We start from the raw sequence: 17,547 nt of genomic DNA, 5'->3' as shown, positions 1-17,547 counted from the left end.
CATTCTCGGCGATTTGTTGGGTTTCACTTCGTTCAACCCAACCTACGCGGTTTAAAGTTTTTGACGCTAACTGAACAGTATTGAGTTAAAGAGCGATCGCAATATCTTCCATCATGTTATTGATGATTCCTAATAAAAAATCTCTCCCAGGTATGTAGATTAACTGGCAGCAGAGTGAAATATTCAATACAAGTGAATATATCTTTAGAGGTTGTTTTATCAAGAGCATTTATTCAAAATAGCCCAATTTCCCAGCAATTACAGGAGAGAATTACATGACTGCTATTACCAACTTAAAAACAAAAGTTAAAAGTCAGGTCAAAAATCTCACTTTATTATTAGGCAGTACGGCAGCGACATTGGGTATAAACGCCTCAGCAATGGCAGCAGTCATGTACGATATCACTGACTTAGGTAATCTAGGTCAACCTTTTAGTTTTGCCTATGACATTAACGATCGCGGTGAGGTGGTAGGTTATTCCGGCGATTATCTGATTGGTGCTTTTTTATGGAACCGCAGAACGGGTATCAACGATCTTGGTACTCTCCCCGGAAAGGATGATAGTGTTGCCAATGGCATCAATAATGCAGGTAAAGTGGTAGGTGATTCAGGTAATCGCGCTTTTTTATGGAATCGCAACACAGGGATGGTAGATTTGGGTACTCTCCCCAATCAGTCTAGTAGTGAGGCGATCGCCATCAATAATCAAGATTGGGTAGTGGGTAATTCGGGTAATCGCGCTTTTTTATGGAACCGCAATACTGGTATGACTGATCTTGGTACTCTTGGTGGTGGATCGTCCAGTAGTGCGACTGACATCAATGATGCAGGTCAAGTTGTGGGAAATTCTGATAATCGCGCCTTTTTGTGGAATCAAACTCAAGGTATGCAAAACCTGGGCACGCTGCCAAATAAAGATTTCAGTTCTGCGGCGGCGATTAATAATTTCGGTCAGGTAGTAGGTTATTCAGGTAACATTAATGACGATTATAGCGATCGCGCTTTTTTGTGGAGTGAAAGTACAGGCGCGATTGATCTTGGTACACTCCCTAGCCGATTTCCAGAATTCCCTGATGACACCGCTAGCTATGCTTATGACATCAATGATGCAGGTCAAGTTGTGGGGTTAGCATCTGTACCCTACAATACCGCCTTTTTATGGAGTGAGAGTACTGGTATGGTAGATTTGAATACCCTGATCGAACCTAACTCAGAATGGCAGCTAGATGTGGCAACAGCGATTAATAACCAAGGTCAAATTGTCGGATATAGCAGATTTGGTTCCTTTGACTATCGCGCCTTTTTACTAACGCCGAAATCACCGCCATCAGTACCAGAACCGATGACCATCGGCGGTAGTATAATTGCGGGGGCGGCTTTATTGTATCTGCGTCGTCGCCAATATGGCCTCAGCCAAGGTTAATTTGACAATTGATGAGTTTTCCAATTTGCTAGATCGGTTAAAGAGCGATCGCGGTATCTGCCGTAACGTTCCTGTTTATTCTTGATTTTTACGCCTAATTCCGGGAAAATACCGAAATTTGGCGGCATTGGTTGGAAGTGTTTCGGGGATGCCGAACTGATAAACTCAAATAATGCCCCCATCATCGTTGTTGGTGGCAGAGTTAAAGTTTCTTTCCCTAAAGCTAATCTAGCGGCGTTAATTCCTGCCAAGCAACCACCAGCCGCCGCCGCCGTGTAGCCTTCAGTCCCAATCAATTGTCCGGCGGCTAATAAAGTCGGACGCTGTTTAAATTGCAGAGTTGGGTGCATTAATTGGGGTGCATTAATAAATGTATTGCGGTGCATCACTCCCAACCGCACAAATTCAGCATTTTCTAAGCCGGGAATTAAGCGGAAGACGCGCTTTTGTTCGCCCCAACGCAGATTAGTTTGGAATCCTACCATATTCCACAGTTGACCGGCTTTGTCTTCTTGGCGCAACTGTACCACAGCATAGGGACGTTCCCCGGTGCGGCTATCAGATAATCCTACTGGCTTTAAGGGGCCGAAACGCATCGTATCCTCACCCCGCAGCGCTTGTTCTTCAATGGGGAGACAAGCTTCAAAGAATTTCGCCGTTTCTCGTTCAAAATCTTTTAATTCTGTTTGTTCCGCCTGCTTGAGTTCTGACCAAAAATGCAGGTATTGCTCTTTATTCATGGGACAGTTGAGATAAGCTGCTTCGCCTTTATCGTAGCGAGAAGCCATAAAAGCAATATCGCGGTTAATCGATTCTCCCACAATAATCGGGCTAGCGGCATCAAAAAAGCTGAGGTATTCCATCCCCGTCAAGCTGCGGATATCTGTTGCTAAGTCGGGACTCGTTAAGGGGCCTGTAGCTAAAACTACAATTCCTTCAGGGATAGCTGGGACTTCACCGCGACGAAATTCAACTAAAGGATGGTGGGATAGAGTTTCGGTTAACTCTTGGCTAAATTGTCCACGATCTACAGCTAAAGCACCACCGGCGGGAACTGCGTGTTCATCGGCTTTAGCTATGACAATGGAATTGAGTTGCCGCAGTTCTTCATGTAATAATCCAGTAGCGCGATCGCTCGCCATTGCACCAAAGGAATTACTACAGACTAATTCTGCCAGATGTTCTGTATGATGGGCAGGGCTAAAGCGTTTCGGCCGCATTTCGTGCAAAATCACTGGTACTCCGGCTTGGGCTATTTGCCATGCTGCTTCTGTTCCAGCTAGTCCACCTCCAATTACTTGTATCGGTTGTTGAGTCATAGTTATAATGTCAATTCCTAATTCATTAAATCCGCTTTGCTGGGATTATTTATATATAGTAATGATAAATGATTGTTAGGAGAGAAGGCTAAAAGATGAGTTATCGACTTGATACAGCAAACTCATCACCATATATGGATTTATCTAGGAATCTGGTTTGATTATTGGAATAGTTCAATAATTTTAGTATGGACAATGCCTACCAAAACAGGGATATGGTAGGCTTGATATTTGAGTTATGAGAATTATCTAACCGCCTTCGCGTAGCGTCTCGCAGAGAAGACGCCAAGAGCGCCAAGAGAAGATTTTTAGGAATTATTGAGGACGGATATATTGGTGTATCTCAGGCTTGTGTATGATGAAAACTAAATTTTTAACCGATATTCTGCTTTAATGTTTTGTACTTCTTGTCTCAGTCCCTCAGCATGAAATAAGCCAACATAACCACTAAATTTGCAATTACCATTGCGATCATATACATAAACATGAGGAATTTGAGCTATATTATCGCGTAGATTTAATTTTCCACTACTATCTGAAAATTGAAAGCTTTCTCGAAGCTTATCAAGTTCGCCAAGGTAATGATGCCAAGACTGATCTATTTTATAATCATTAGTCTGTGGGGAATCTTTAGTATCCATAAAATTAATTGTCATTCCCGGAATTTTCTTTAATCTTTCAATAACGAGATTTAATATTTTTTCCTCATTTCCTAACATAGTATCGACAATGATTTTTGCTGTTTGAGCACATTGCCAATAATTAAGATGTGCATCTGCTGCACCTGATGCTATCATTCCTAGTGATAAAGCTTGATTTATTTGTGGGTTTAGATTGCCAGCAGTATTATATAAAGCACGCATATTATTTTCCCAATCATTAGCCACTGTTGATATAAATCTATCTTTAAATAATAAATTACATGAATCATTGAAATTTAAGCTAGAGCTTATAGGATAGGCAATTAGGTCAGAAGAATGAATGATATTTGTCCATCTGATAGGTTGTTTATAAAATAAACGTGCAAAATTATTAACCTGTTCAGGAGTAACATCAAAAATCATATTGAATAAAAGAATAGGTGACCCCATCGTAGTAATACTTTTGAGGTTAACTTTTTCAAGTATTAGTGAGCGAATTTTAAATGCAGCATCGTTAGAAGAAAATTTATCAGAAAACAAAAGATCCCATAAAATTACCGTACCCATAGAATGAGCAATAATGTGAATCTCTGGTTCTTCGGGGTGAGCCAGAATAAAATCTTCTAAATGTCCAAAAATAGACTCGCGGATTTTCGCGCCACGTTCCGCGTTTAGGTATGTGAAAGCATCTCCGACAAAATCGGAGAGAAATTCTCGCCTGATTTCTTGCCCACGAAATATATCTTGAAGATTAACATTAGGGTTTTGTTGCTTCTGGTTTTGTAAATCTCTATCTATACAATTCCAGATTTTATCCTTTTTATTGAGAACATCGGCATAAAAACCAGAATGGAAATATGGTAGCTCTTGACTGCGCTGTAATAATTCATCTTTAATCAGATGTTTTAAAGGCTGGGCAAATTTTACTTTTGATTCAGCAACGCCATGAATAAAAAATACTAGCATTTGGCATGATGATAAATAACAGCGCTTCCAATTTAATTTATGCGTTTATAAATCGCCAATGTGGAAACAACTTAAATCAAGTAGTACCCAAACCCGAAGTTATAAAACTTGATAGTCAAAAAGTTATTACAGTCAATTTGATGAACTTTTGAAAATGCAAATGATAAAATGCAATGCTAATAAGCAAAAATTGATGAGTAACTTACTTGTACTATCCCACACTTATAAGACCCATTTTTTAACCCCCTTCTGCCTCCGCCTTATTCCTAAAATAAACATATATGAATAACACTGCCGCAATTTTTTATAAAAAAGATGGTTACGATACCTCTGGAACCAGACTGTTAGGGCGTCAAGCTGCGGGGGAAGGTTTCCTCAAGGCTTTAGTGCAACATGGAACAGCCGATTCACTTTATTGTTATACCTCTAGCCAAGGGGAATTCATGGAATTTTGCGATCGCATTAAACCCTGGATGAACCGTCGGCGTCAAGTTACCTGGCTACCCAGCAACAATCATCAAGTACTCGCACAAGCTGGAACTATCTATCACCCAGATCCTATCCTCTCTTCTCTGGCTTGGGCGCGAAGATTTGATAATCAACGGGGTTATAGTATCTGCGGTGTCACCCATACAATTGCAAGTATGGGCGTCATGGATGGGATTGGTGATGCACTCATCGCCCCGGTTCAACCTTGGGATGCGATTATTTGCACATCTATGGCAGTGAAAAATGCTGTCGATCGTCTTTTTGATACATGGGCTGAATATTTAGCCCAACGCTTTGGTGCTAAACCGCAGATTAATTTCCAACTACCAGTGATTCCTTTAGGTGTTGATTGCGATACGTTTGACCAAGGTGAAAATACAGAGAATATCAGGCGCAGTTTACGTCAAGCCCTTGGTATTCCTCAAGATGAAATTGTAGTGCTATTTGTTGGGCGATTGTGCTTTTACGCCAAAGCCCATCCTGTACCGATGTATTTAGCATTAGAAAAAGCCGCCCAAGCCACCAATACTAAAATTAATTTTGTCTTGGCTGGTTGGTTTGAAGATGAGAAAGAGAAAGTTGGTATTATCCAAAGTGCGCAAACTTTTTGTCCTTCAGTTAATTGTCTTTTTGTCGATGGGCGCAAACCAGAAATCCGGGCGGGAATTTGGGCTGCGGCTGATATTTTTATCTCTTTAGTAGATAATATTCAAGAAACATTTGGACTCACACCAATTGAAGCGATGGCTGCGGGTTTACCTGTAATTGTCTCCGATTGGGATGGTTATCAAGAATCTGTACGCCATGAAGTTGATGGTTTGAGAATTCCTACATTCATTCCTCAACCAGGGTTAAGTTTAGATTTAGCCGCAGATTATCACAATAATAATTTAAATTACAGCACCTACATAGCTCATTCATCAATGGTAGTGGCAGTTGATATAGATGCAGCCGCTAACGCAGTTATACAATTAATTACTCAGCCAGAAATGAGAAAGTGTCTGGGTGAGAATGGGAGAAAACGCGCTAGAGAAACCTACGATTGGTCAGTGGTTATCGCCGCTTATGAAAATTTATGGCAAGAATTAGCAGAAATTCGCGCCACTGCACCAATGTCTGTACCATTACAACCAAGTAGCCCACCCATACCTTTATGCGACGATCCCTTTAGATTATTTGCTCATTACACCAGTAACACAGCCAACCCAGATTTAATATTAGGATTGGGGGCGATGGGGACACCAGAAAATTTACAACAAATTCGGCAAAATTGGATTACTAATTTTGGTGCAGACAGAAGAAACACCAATTCAACTATAGATGCAATCTTAAATGCGATCGCCCAAAATGGCACAGTCTCAATTGACACCATCCTCAATTCCCATCGCGATGTTCCAGTTGAGCAATTAACCCGCACATTGTTGTATTTACTTAAGTTTGATGTGCTGCGTATTAATTCGTAGTCACTCCCTTGTCTGTTTTGTACCCAGATCAAATAGGATTGCTATATGCAGGCGATCGCTAATTTGCTGTCCTCAATATAAATTTAAAATTTTAATCAATTCGTATAATGAATTATAAATGGTTACGCTCTGGCTGTTGGTAATTTTCCAGGACAATTGTTGTGAATTTGATATTACTTCTAGGGAAATTGGTAAGTCATGGTTATTTTGAACAACTTCAAATCCTGCACGTTTTAAAGCACGTATTGTCCACAGCGAAGCGATACCCTCACCGATGAAATTAATATTTCCTTTGTGGGGTGTATGTAAATGAAACTCTCCAGAAAATATATCAAACTCCACACCTTCACTGCGAAAAGTATCAGCAAATACGCCATTTAACACCAAATCCTCTGGTGCGCCAACCTGTAAAATTCCCTCAGATGTTAATAACCAAATTTGATCAGCCAGCCGCAAAGCTAAATCTAAATCATGGGTAGAAAGTAAAATTGCTTGCTGATTTTCTCGTGCTAACTGACGTAGCAATTGCATAATTTCCACCCGGCGTGGTAAATCTAAAAATGCCGTCGGTTCATCCAATAACATTACCATCGGCGACTGCGCCAAAGCACGCGCAATCATAATTTTTTGACGTTCACCATCACTTAGTTCGCTAACTTGACGCCCAGCTAAATGTAACGCACCTACAGATTTGATCGCCCAATGTATAATTGCTTCATCTTCAGGCGTTAATTTTCCCCACCAGTCAGTATAAGGATGTCGTCCCAAACTCACCAGAGTATAAGCCGATAACATACCCACATCTACCCTTTCCGTCAGCACCAAACTCAACCGCTTGGCTAAATCCTGCGGTGCTAACTTATAGATATCATCACCCAAAAGCCGCACCTCACCCCCTAGAGGTGGTTGCATTCCCGCAAGCGATCGCAGTAAGGTAGACTTACCCGCACCATTCGGCCCCAATAAACACACCAATTCCCCAGCTTCCAGACAAACAGAAATATCCCTCGCCACACACCGCAGATTTTTGCGGGATGTTTGATAACCGATATTTAGATGATGAGTAGTTAAAATCGCATTATTCATGATGGAAAGGATTTTTGGGAATTACGCCGCAGAATTACCCAAGTGACAACAGGAGTTCCAATCAAAGCCGTAATTGCATTCAACGGTAAAACCATCTGACTCACCGCCATTTGGGAAAATAAATCAGCCACCAAAGCCAATATTCCCCCCATAATCATCACCCCAGGGATTAAAATTCGATGATCGGAACTCATAAATAGACTGCGACACAAATGAGGAATAGCCACACCCAAAAATGCGATCGGCCCGCAAAAAGCCGTAATTCCACCAGCTAAAATAGAAGCACTACTAATAATAGAAAACCTAGCTTTCTTCACCGTCAAACCTAAACTCCGCGCGTAAGCTTCCCCCAATAACAGCGCATTCAAAGATTTCGATTGCAACACCGCCACCAATAAACTTAAAACTATCACCGGAATCAACACAATTAACTGTTTCCAAGTCACTCCAGCGAAGCTACCAAAAGTCCACATAATATAACTTTGAATCCGTTCTTTAGAGCTAAATTGCAATAAAATACTCACAATTGCACTCGTAGCGTAACCAAACAATAAACCCAAAATTAGCAGCGTCATCGTCTCTTGTACTCGACGCGCCACCACTAACATTAAACCCAAAACCGAAGCCGCACCAAGACTAGCAGCTATCACCAACCCAAAATCAGTAATAATTCCCAAATCATTTAATAAAGTTGGTGTCGCCACACTTGCAGTTAATACCACCAAAGCCACACCCAAACTTGCACCAGAACTAATTCCTAACACAAAAGGCCCCGCCAAGGGATTTTTAAACAGAGTTTGCATTTGCAAACCACTCACACCCAAAGCCGCACCCGCTAAAGTTGCAGTCAAAGCTTTCGGAAGTCTAAATTTGAGAATAATATTCGCCCAAGTCGCTTTTTCGGGTTCTTGTCCTAGTAAAATATTGATAACTTCCTGAATCGGAATAGAGACAGAACCTAAAGCTAAATCTAGTAAAAATGCCACAATCAAACCGATAATTAACAGTAAAAATAATAAAGTTCTAATAGAAGTAGATTTAAAGAGTATTAATAAGTTAGACGGCAGATATTTAAGTAACATTATTTGCTAAATTTACGATAATAAAACAATTGATGATTCGGTAATATTTCTGGATGCAGGATTTTAATTAAATCTGCAAGCACAATATCAGGGTTACTAATTCCCCCTTCCCAGTAATCATTACCACCATTCGCATTTAAACGCCCATTGTTATTATAAAGATTGCCCGTTTTCACAGCTTGAAAATCAGCATAGCGGTTATCTTCTGCGATTAAATCCTTGACACTTCGCCAAGCTTGGCTAAAATTCAACCAATAATCAGCATTAGCAGCACGTTCTAAAACCACTTCAAAAGAAAGTGGTAAACTACCATTAGATTTATCATCACTCCAAAGATAATTTCCTCCAGCATCAGCCAGATATTTAGCAACATAACTATTACCAGACGGCATAAACCAAGTACCTTTAAAGTTAAAACCAACAAATACACTCGGACGGTTTTTCACAGATTGAGCTTTTGCGGCTATTTGTGTATATCTACTCGCAATTTCATTAAATATCTTTTCGGCTTTGGCTTCTTGATTAAAAAACAAAGCCGTAAATTTTAACCATTCACTTCTCCCCAGTGGCGTATCTTCCATATACTCAGCATTTATCCCCACCTTCAAACCCGCTTCTGTGAGTTTGCTATAACTATCAGTTTGGGAATTACCTGTACCAAAGGTTGTTACTAAGTCTGGATTTAATGCTAATAATTTTTCGATATCTACATTGGAATTATTGCCGACTTGGGTAATCTTGCCGGCTTTAATTTTCTCAACTACTTCAGATGTATTGATTTGGTTAATATTACTCACTCCAATTAATTTATCAACTACACCTAATTTCGCTAAGTGGGGTAAATGTGTAGTTGATAGAGAGACTATGAAGTTAATAGGAACTGTAATTACCTGTGCTTGCTTAAATCCTTGGGGTGTGGGAGTTCCGCATTGGACTAAAACATATTGAAACTGAGTTTTGGCATTTTGCCAAGGGTTTTTGATGGTGACTACTTTGTAATGTTTGTGATACTCTACCGCCAAACCTCTGGCGTGGGTGATTTTAATTTTATTGGGAAAGTAATCTTGATTGGGGTTATAGTTGGGGGTGCAAGTGTTAGTTGATGTGTGAATTGTGGTGTGATTACAGGCGATGATGAGGGTGGCTATGAGGAATAATTGACAGAGGAAGATGATTGGTTTTTGGTGGGGGAGTTTTATCATTTTTATCTCACGCAGAGACGCAGCGAAAAGTCGGAGCGGAGGTTTCCTCCGATCTGAACTTTTCAAGACAGAGACGCAGAGATTTAGAGGGTTTGGGGTGGGTAGAGGTTTTCGGTGATTTTGTTACCTTTAATGAAGTGTTCGTTGACTATATTTTCGGCAACATTCGGGTTAACGCGAGTGTACCAAGTTCTATCATTGGAATAAAAAACAACTGGGCCGAGTTGACAGACTTCTAAACAGCCAGATGTTCTGACTTCGATGTCTAAACCTGCATTTTCTACTGCTGATTTTAAAGCATCAAATGTAGGTTGCCATTTGCGGGAAGGAAGACAGCGTGTAGAGGTACAAACGGAAATATAGGAATGTTTGAGAGGATTTTTAGTAAAGGGTATGGGTTTTTTACCTAATACATAAATATCTCGCAAATCTTGATAAAGAGCTAACTTATCTAGATTTGGTTTACCCTCCGGTAATAAATTTTCTCCATCTACCAAAGGATTAGGTAATAAAATCGTCATCAATTGTTCATTCGCACCATTCCAAAACTGAATCCCCCAACTCCTGGGATTTCCTTCTGTATTAAACCGCCGATAAAAAGCCGCACGAGAAACTAAACGTTGCTTCCTCACTTCCACAGGAGTTTTACACAAAGGGCCGCCAAAATTAGTATCAATACATAAATGTAAATGCCAACCCTCCGCAGCCACTGTCAAATATCCATCATAGAGAATACAAAGCTTTGGTGGTGCATTAAATTCCAACTCCAAAACACTACCTTGAACAATATGAGCAATCCCCACCTGCTGCCAATTTTGTTCAAACAAAGTATAGACTAACGATGCTAAAACATCACTTCCACAATCAAAATATTCATACTCAACAAACCCCCCCGTAGCTAAATCTTCCCGCACAACCTCATTAACTGGTGTCACCCAACAATTAAACTCAGCCATTCTTAATTCTCCTTTGCGCCTTTGCGCCTTTGCGTGAGCTAATTCTTTTTAAAACCGAGAACTCAAACCAACCTGAAAAACCCTCCCCCCATCAGGATAACCAGGAAACAACTGATAACGCTGATCCAACAGATTATCCAAACTCCCAGTTAAAATTAAACTATCACTAATAGGTACACGCATCTTTAAATCAAAAGTAGTATACCCCGAAAGAAACTCCGTATTAATATTATTAGTTGGATACCCATTTAAAGAGTTCATCAACACCCCCAAATACCAACCTTGAGGATTTTCATAAGACACACCTAAATTTAATTTATCCGCACCTGCAAACCTTAATTCCTTATCAACCTCCACCGGATTAGCACTTGCTAAAATACGCGGATCATTCGCCGTATAATTAACAAAAGCATAGACATTTCTAGCCAATTGTAAATTTAACGAAGCTTCAATTCCCGTAGTTTGTACTAACCCGATATTTTCCCAAGTCCCTGTATTTCCATTTACAGGGGGCGTGAGTCTTGTAAAGGCAATTGTATCAGAAACACGGTTACTAAAAAATGTCAACCTCAACAAGCCAATATTACCTAATTTTTGGTCAATTCCTACATCAAAACTATCGCCTTTTTCTGGTTTAAGATCAGGATTACCAATATTAGTCGGATTATTATTGAATAAATTAGCTATGGTCGGCGCACGGAAGTTTCTGATATAGTTAGCTCTGAGTGTAGTTGTATCTGAAACTGCAAATTTTGCTCCTATAGACGGTGATGTAAACGAACCATTGACCAAACTACTAAAATCTTGCCGCACTCCCAAATTCATACTAAAACTAGGAGAAAAGTTAATTTCATATCTCCCAAAAATTGCCCCTTGACCTATAGCATCATCATAATTTTCTCTGGTAATATTTGTTCCATAATTAAATGTGGTGTTGCGTACATTTGTATTCCGATAATCAAAGCCATAAACTAAGGTCTGATTCTTCGCAACATTCCAATTATGTGTAACTTGAATACCATAGGAATTCTGTTTCGTATCAAAGCGGTTTTGGGATGTAATTGCGCCACTGCGATTATCAAAACGAGTGTTGAGAAAATCAGCGTAAACTCTCGCTGTTAAAAGTGAATCATCGCCGCTACCTAATTTGGAGTTCCAGGTTAAATCAGTGAGAACTTGGTCTGTGTATTTCCGATTATTCTCGGTGAGAGAGTTAAAAAATCCCTGTCCAAATTGCGGGAAAGGAATCGGTACACCTCCCGGTACTCCCTGTTCTTTCCCTAAATATAGGGTGGAGAGAGTTAAAGTATTGCGTTTACCTAAATTTGCCTCTAATTTGACATTAAAGTTATTAAAGATTGCGTCATTATTCGTTCTTGTTCCCTCAAAGTTAGCTTCAGGAATACGAAAGCGATAATTATTTTGTGCTTGAGTCCGGTTGTAACCAACTACCCAAGAAATATCACCAGACTTACCACTATTTTGTATGCTTTGTTGGTTGAGTCCATAGGAACCAAGATTAACTTTGGTTTCGGTAGTAATTTGCTCTGTAGGACGACGGGTAACAATATTAATTACCCCACCTATTGCGTCTGAACCATAAAGTGTTGAACCACCTCCGGGTAATACTTCAACTCTTTCAATATTATTAGTGGTAAATTCTGACAAATCGAAACCACCACCACCTAAATTATTAATTGGTCTGCCATCCAATAATATTAATACTTGACCAGTATTAGAACCGCGAATAAATTGACCACTTAAAGCGTTTACTTCTGTCCCAACTGTACCGTCACCTAAAATACCAGGAAGAAATCGCAGTGCTTCTCTGACAGTTCTTGCACCTTGCGCTTCCATTTCTTCGCCGGTAATAACATACACCGGACGAGTGGAATCTTTGACTGTCCCTTCCCGACGAAAAGGGGAAAACACAGGTTCATTGAGGAGTTTGTCAATAACTGTGAGTTCAATATCTGGTTCTTTTTCTTCTGCTTGTGCAATTTCTGTAGCGATGATGCGGGAATTTTCCCACAGCATCCCCACGGCGATAGTCACGCTAGAGACGATAAGTTGAGTTCCCCATCTGGCAATAAGTTGATTACGCATTGGTAATTTCAGCCACCTGTATAACTAAAAAATTTTGTTGTCACTAAAGATTTGAGGTTTTTTATACAAACCCTCAGCCAGGAGGAAAATGATAATGATTATTATTATCACGCTTGTAGTGCAATTTGCAAGCTCTCAGTTTGTAGTAAGCACTTTAGTGCTGAGAGTTTTGAGGATTAAGGTAGAGGCGGGGTGAACGCGCCCCTAATACTGGTGTTGGATTAACAACAATTACGATGGAATTTTGCCCATTTACTGAGGGGTGGTATTTTGGCTAAGATGCCTCTTTTTAAAGCTTCTGGACGTTCTGACCAAGGTAGTAAACCATCTGGTTTAGTGTAGTATAGAGTGGCACATTGGAGGATGGCAGAGGCACTATCATCAACTACTAAGTTGCCAAAAAGATAGGTGAGTTTCGCTTCTGCTTGGAAGGCGATCGCACAAGCATGACTACAAGCACTCATACATTCAACGCCTTGAATGGAGAATTGATTTTGCAATTCCCAGTTTTGTGCAAGTTGTTGCAGTTGTTGTAATAGCTGCTGTCCGCCACTTTCACCAATTCGTTTGCCATCTTGCCACACACTAGCGCAGGTGGTGCAGACAAATAAAGTATGTTGTTTGTTGTTCATTAATTTTTAAGTCTTCTTGATTGAAGTGAAGAATGCAGATTCTCCAGGCTGGGGGAAGGTATCGGCGCAACGCTGGTGATTGCTGGGAATAATGTTAGGGACTGTCAGGTAAAAAATATTCCATTGCTATTGTTGACAGTTGACAGTTGACTGTTGACAGTTGACTGTTAATGACTTGAACTGATTCCCTAAATATGCGAACACGAAAGTTATGATACAAATGGGTTTTGAGACTTGTATCTATAACCTTGTGTGAGTATTGATATCTGTAGGGAAAAGTCTACAATCTCATAGAAATTTGCATTGCGTAGCGTAGGTCTGCAACTATGAGACAGCGATACTGTGTAATGAAGAATATATTAATAGCGTTATTCATCTGTACCTCGCAGATGGGAGTTGGCGATCGTTTCGGCGGGCATTCTGACTTTGAAGTATGAACTTCATTACAGCTGCGGGACAGTGCCGGATTCACACCGGGCTTTCCCCGTTACCTCTGATGGCTGTTCCCCATCAGAACCGATTTGCTGATGGTTAAATCATACCACAACATGCAAGTGCATCAAAACCGACAAAAGCTATACCTCTGTGGTTCAAATGCATGAAAACTGCTGTAACCAACTTCTAGTTCCAGTATTTTAGAGGGCATGGCAGTGCTATACCCCTACCATCTGTCGCATTCTTGTTTCAAATTGGTAAGTAGGGCGGTGCAATTAAACATAACTGGCGAGGGCTGTCATTTGTCATTTGTCATTTGTCATTGGTAAGGGTTTCTAGCCTATTTACGTTTCGTAATATAGTTTGGTTTTTTTCCACCGACTTACTTATCAATTGTTGATGCGATACCTGACAGGGTATTGCATTACTAATGACAATACAGTTTTCTGCACATTTAGATACAGGATATTGCGGGTATCGGTACTAAAAGTTGTATCTATGTTTGCAGAAAAGCTGAAGGACTAATTTATCTATTTTTTTTATTCTGTTAATTGTCGAAGATTTTCCTTGTCAAACAAATAAGTATTTGCAGAGCTTCAGGCTATTTCTCGACATAGAAATATTTCCCCAATGACAGAGACAAATTTATGACTACTTTTCCTAGCGATCCTTTATTTCCATATCAATGGTATCTATATAACTATGGTCAATCCGGCGGTACTCCTGGTATGGATCTCAATGTAGTTGATGTGTGGGATGACTATACAGGACGCGGTGTTGTTGTCGGTGTGTTTGAGGGGGGTGGTGTAGAATACAATCATCCTGATTTAGCGGCAAATTACAATACTTCTATTGACTATGATGGTGTTAGCAATGGTGGTAATCCTTACCCCCTACCTGGTGAAAGCTATCATGCTACTTCTGTTGCAGGTATTATTGGTGCGGTGGCTGGTAATGGTATTGGTGGTGTGGGTGTAGCCTATGGCTCGAATTTAGCTTCTTTCCGGTTTAATTACAGCAATGATAATAGTATGATTCGCGCGTTGCAGCGCTTACGCTATGTTGATGTCGCTAATAATAGTTGGGGTAACGACTCAACCTTTGGATTTAATTTTCTCAATCCTGGATATTCCCAAGTAGCTCAAGCTATTCAAGATGCGGCGCAGTTTGGGCGTAATGGCTTAGGAACTGCGATCGTTTTTGCTGGGGGAAATAGTAGACAAAATGGTTTAAATACTAATGACTCTAACTTGTCTAACTCCCGCTACGTCATTACTGTAGCTGCACTTGATTCTGATGGCTTGGCATCTTCATATAGCACTCCGGGTGCTTCTATTTTAGTTTCTGCCTTTGGCAGTGGGGTTCCTGGCAGTATTGTGACTACAGATCGCCAAGGATATGAAGGCGATGCTTTTGGAGACTATAACTACGGCTTTAATGGAACTTCTGCTGCTGCGCCTCAAGTTTCTGGGGTAGTTGCACTGATGCTAGAAGCCAATCGCAATTTAGGTTATCGAGATATACAAGAAATTCTTGCCTATTCTGCTCGTCAAAACGATCCTAATAATTACGGGGGTTACCCATACATTTGGCAATACAACGGCGCTAAAAATTGGAATGGTGGGGGTTTACATGTTAGCCACAATTATGGATTTGGCTTGGTAGATGCTCATGCTGCTGTGCGTTTGGCAGAAACTTGGCAAAAACAAAGTCGATTTAATAATGAGCAGAATCTTTCTTATAGTTCGAGTAATTTAGGCTGGGTAATTCCTGATAATAATAATACGGGAATTAGCAGTACATTTACTGTCAGTGGCGGTTTAGAAATTGATTTTGTAGAAGTAGAACTCAATGTCACTCATCCTTATCGCGGAGATTTGGTTGTTTCTCTGATTTCTCCTAGTGGAACTGAGAGTGTTTTGGTTTATCGACCAGGAAATCAAGAGGATGAAGGAGATAATATTGTATTTAAGCTCTCCAGTACGCAACATTGGGGAGAAAGTAGTGCTGGTAACTGGACACTGAGAATTAAGGATTTAGGGCCTACAGATAGTGGCATTCTTAATAGTTGGAAATTACATTTATATGGGGATGCAGATACAGTCAATGATACATATATCTACAATAATGAGTATGGCATCTATGGCGCAACTACACTGACTGATAGTTCTGGCATTGATACAATTAATGCGGCTGCGATTACTGCTAATACTTATTTAAATCTCAGTCCAGGTTCTACAAGTTCTCTTAATGGGACTAATTTAATTATTAGTTCCGGGACTATTATCGAAAATGCCTTTACTGGAGATGGTAATGACTGGATTATCGGTAATAATGCTGCTAATGTTATATCTTCTGGTAGGGGTGATGATATTCTTGATGGGGGCGCGGGTAATGATACTCTCAAGGGTGGTAGAGGTAACGATTCTTATCTAGTGAATAGCTCTGGAGATGTGGTGATAGAAAACCCTAATGAGGGTAGAGATTTAGTACAGTCATCTGTTACTTATACCTTGGCTGCTAATGTAGAAGATTTAACTCTCATCGGTACAGCAGCTATCAATGGCACAGGGAACAGTCTGAATAATCTTATTACTGGTAACAGTAGCAATAATAACCTCAATGGTGGGGTAGGCAACGATACTATTTATGGTGGCGCGGGGAATGATACCCTCAATGGTGGTAGTGGCACTAACACGCTTTATGGTGGTACTGGCAACGATCGCTATATTTTTAGTAGCGATGATTACATCACCATTTATGAATATGTTGGTGAAGGTGTAGATACAGTTGAATCTGCTTATAGTTTTAATTTAGGGCCAGCAGAGCTAGAAAACCTGGTTTTGACGGGTAGCGCAGCAATTAACGGCACGGGTAACAATCTGAATAACAATATTACAGGTAACAGTGCTAATAATACACTCACTGGTGGTGCTGGTAATGATATTCTCGTGGGTGCTGCGGGTAACGATACTCTGACAGGTGGCACGGGTGGCGATCGCTTTACTTTCAATTCTTCTAGCCCAGGTCTTGATAGAATTACTGATTTTAGCGTAGTTGATGATACGATAATTGTGTCGGCGGCTGGGTTTGGTGGCGGGTTAGTTGCTGGTGCGGCGATCGCGGCTAGTCAATTTGCGATCGGTTCTGCAGCGACGACAAGCAGTCACAGATTTATCTACGATCGCAATAATGGTGGTTTGTTCTTCGATCGAGATGGTACAGGAGCGATCGCTAAAATTCAATTTGCTACCCTCAATACTGGGTTGTCTTTAACTAATGCAGATATTTTCGTGACGGCTTAATGCTGGCTAAAGATTGCAGATGACAAAAGCGTGAATTACTGAAGATGTTGTGGGCGCAACCAAGATGATGGTTGTGCCTTTACTTATATACAGCATATTTCAGGTAAATGAGGTACGCGCTTCGGGGCATGGCAGTGCCAATGCCCCTACAATCAACGATTATCTGTACCTCATACCAATTTAAAAAGACAATGCGACAGATACACAAGCCTAAACCCTTATCCTGTCCGGATTCTTAATTTTGAATTTTGAATTTTGAATTTTGAATTGGTATCACCAACTTGCAATTCGCTATCCTTGATATCGTTTGCGGTACAGGTTTGCACTTTTGTGCATAGGTTAAATATCGCTCTTTGATTAAAATATGCAGATACAGCAAAATGCGGCGTTGCTGAGGTACAGATAATTTGCTGAAATAGGCTGTAACTCACGGATTTTACG

General features: G+C 40.4%; 11 protein-coding genes and 1 riboswitch. Of the genes, 3 read left to right on the top strand and 8 right to left on the bottom strand.

The features are described from left to right. The first annotated feature begins 275 nt into the window (after positions 1-275). Positions 276-1,424 (top strand): DUF3466 family protein, encoded by a 1,149-nt coding sequence (locus tag AACW45_RS03195; protein WP_190631090.1) that lies wholly within the window; start codon positions 276-278, stop codon positions 1,422-1,424. Here AACW45_RS03195 and trmFO read toward each other — a convergent pair. Next, entirely contained in the window at positions 1,421-2,743 is a 1,323-nt protein-coding gene (gene trmFO / locus AACW45_RS03190; protein WP_190631089.1) for an FADH(2)-oxidizing methylenetetrahydrofolate--tRNA-(uracil(54)-C(5))-methyltransferase TrmFO, read from the bottom strand. The two genes, AACW45_RS03195 and trmFO, sit on opposite strands and share 4 nt — an antisense overlap. A gap of 365 nt (positions 2,744-3,108) precedes the next feature. Continuing rightward, complete coding sequence (locus AACW45_RS03185) at positions 3,109-4,350, bottom strand: hypothetical protein (RefSeq protein WP_190631088.1); 1,242 nt, start codon at positions 4,348-4,350, stop codon at positions 3,109-3,111. 281 nt (positions 4,351-4,631) lie between these two features. Here AACW45_RS03185 and AACW45_RS03180 point away from each other — a divergent pair, with 281 nt between their 5' ends. Further along, the gene (locus tag AACW45_RS03180; protein WP_190631087.1) at positions 4,632-6,302 is read left to right on the top strand and encodes a glycosyltransferase family 4 protein; all 1,671 of its coding nucleotides are present in this window, start codon (positions 4,632-4,634) and stop codon (positions 6,300-6,302) included. A gap of 72 nt (positions 6,303-6,374) precedes the next feature. Here AACW45_RS03180 and AACW45_RS03175 read toward each other — a convergent pair whose 3' ends face one another. The 6 genes from AACW45_RS03175 to AACW45_RS03150 all read right to left on the bottom strand — a co-directional run bounded on the left by AACW45_RS03175 (position 6,375) and on the right by AACW45_RS03150 (position 13,366). Further along, a complete protein-coding gene (locus AACW45_RS03175) occupies positions 6,375-7,388 on the bottom strand; it encodes an ABC transporter ATP-binding protein (RefSeq protein ID WP_190631085.1) in 1,014 nt (337 codons plus the stop codon). Then, positions 7,385-8,470: an iron ABC transporter permease gene (locus tag AACW45_RS03170; protein WP_190631083.1), complete on the bottom strand. Its 1,086-nt coding sequence runs from the start codon at positions 8,468-8,470 to the stop codon at positions 7,385-7,387. Before AACW45_RS03170 ends, AACW45_RS03175 begins: the two co-directional genes overlap by 4 nt. Then, positions 8,470-9,672 carry an ABC transporter substrate-binding protein gene (locus tag AACW45_RS03165; protein ID WP_190631081.1) on the bottom strand — a complete coding sequence of 401 codons (1,203 nt, stop codon included), beginning with the start codon at positions 9,670-9,672 and terminating at the stop codon, positions 8,470-8,472. Before AACW45_RS03165 ends, AACW45_RS03170 begins: the two co-directional genes overlap by 1 nt. Before the next feature lie 83 nt (positions 9,673-9,755). Beyond that, the gene (locus AACW45_RS03160) at positions 9,756-10,628 is read right to left on the bottom strand and encodes a (2Fe-2S) ferredoxin domain-containing protein (protein ID WP_190631080.1); all 873 of its coding nucleotides are present in this window, start codon (positions 10,626-10,628) and stop codon (positions 9,756-9,758) included. Between the two features lie 48 nt (positions 10,629-10,676). Continuing rightward, positions 10,677-12,734, bottom strand: coding sequence for a TonB-dependent receptor plug domain-containing protein (locus AACW45_RS03155; RefSeq protein WP_190631078.1), 2,058 nt, complete (start codon positions 12,732-12,734; stop codon positions 10,677-10,679). A gap of 221 nt (positions 12,735-12,955) precedes the next feature. Next, positions 12,956-13,366, bottom strand: a complete 411-nt coding sequence (locus tag AACW45_RS03150; protein ID WP_190631076.1) for a DUF1636 family protein — start codon at positions 13,364-13,366, stop codon at positions 12,956-12,958. 393 nt (positions 13,367-13,759) lie between these two features. Continuing rightward, positions 13,760-13,902: riboswitch (cobalamin riboswitch) on the bottom strand. 546 nt (positions 13,903-14,448) lie between these two features. Between AACW45_RS03150 and AACW45_RS03145 the strand changes: the two genes are divergently transcribed. Next, complete coding sequence (locus AACW45_RS03145) at positions 14,449-17,106, top strand: S8 family serine peptidase (RefSeq protein WP_190631075.1); 2,658 nt, start codon at positions 14,449-14,451, stop codon at positions 17,104-17,106. Positions 17,107-17,547: the final 441 nt, after the last annotated feature.

Origin of the sequence: Calothrix sp. FACHB-168 (assembly GCF_963889195.1) — a bacterium.
Lineage (GTDB): Bacteria > Cyanobacteriota > Cyanobacteriia > Cyanobacteriales > Nostocaceae > Aulosira > Aulosira anomala_A.
This window is presented reverse-complemented; position numbering and strand designations above follow the sequence as displayed.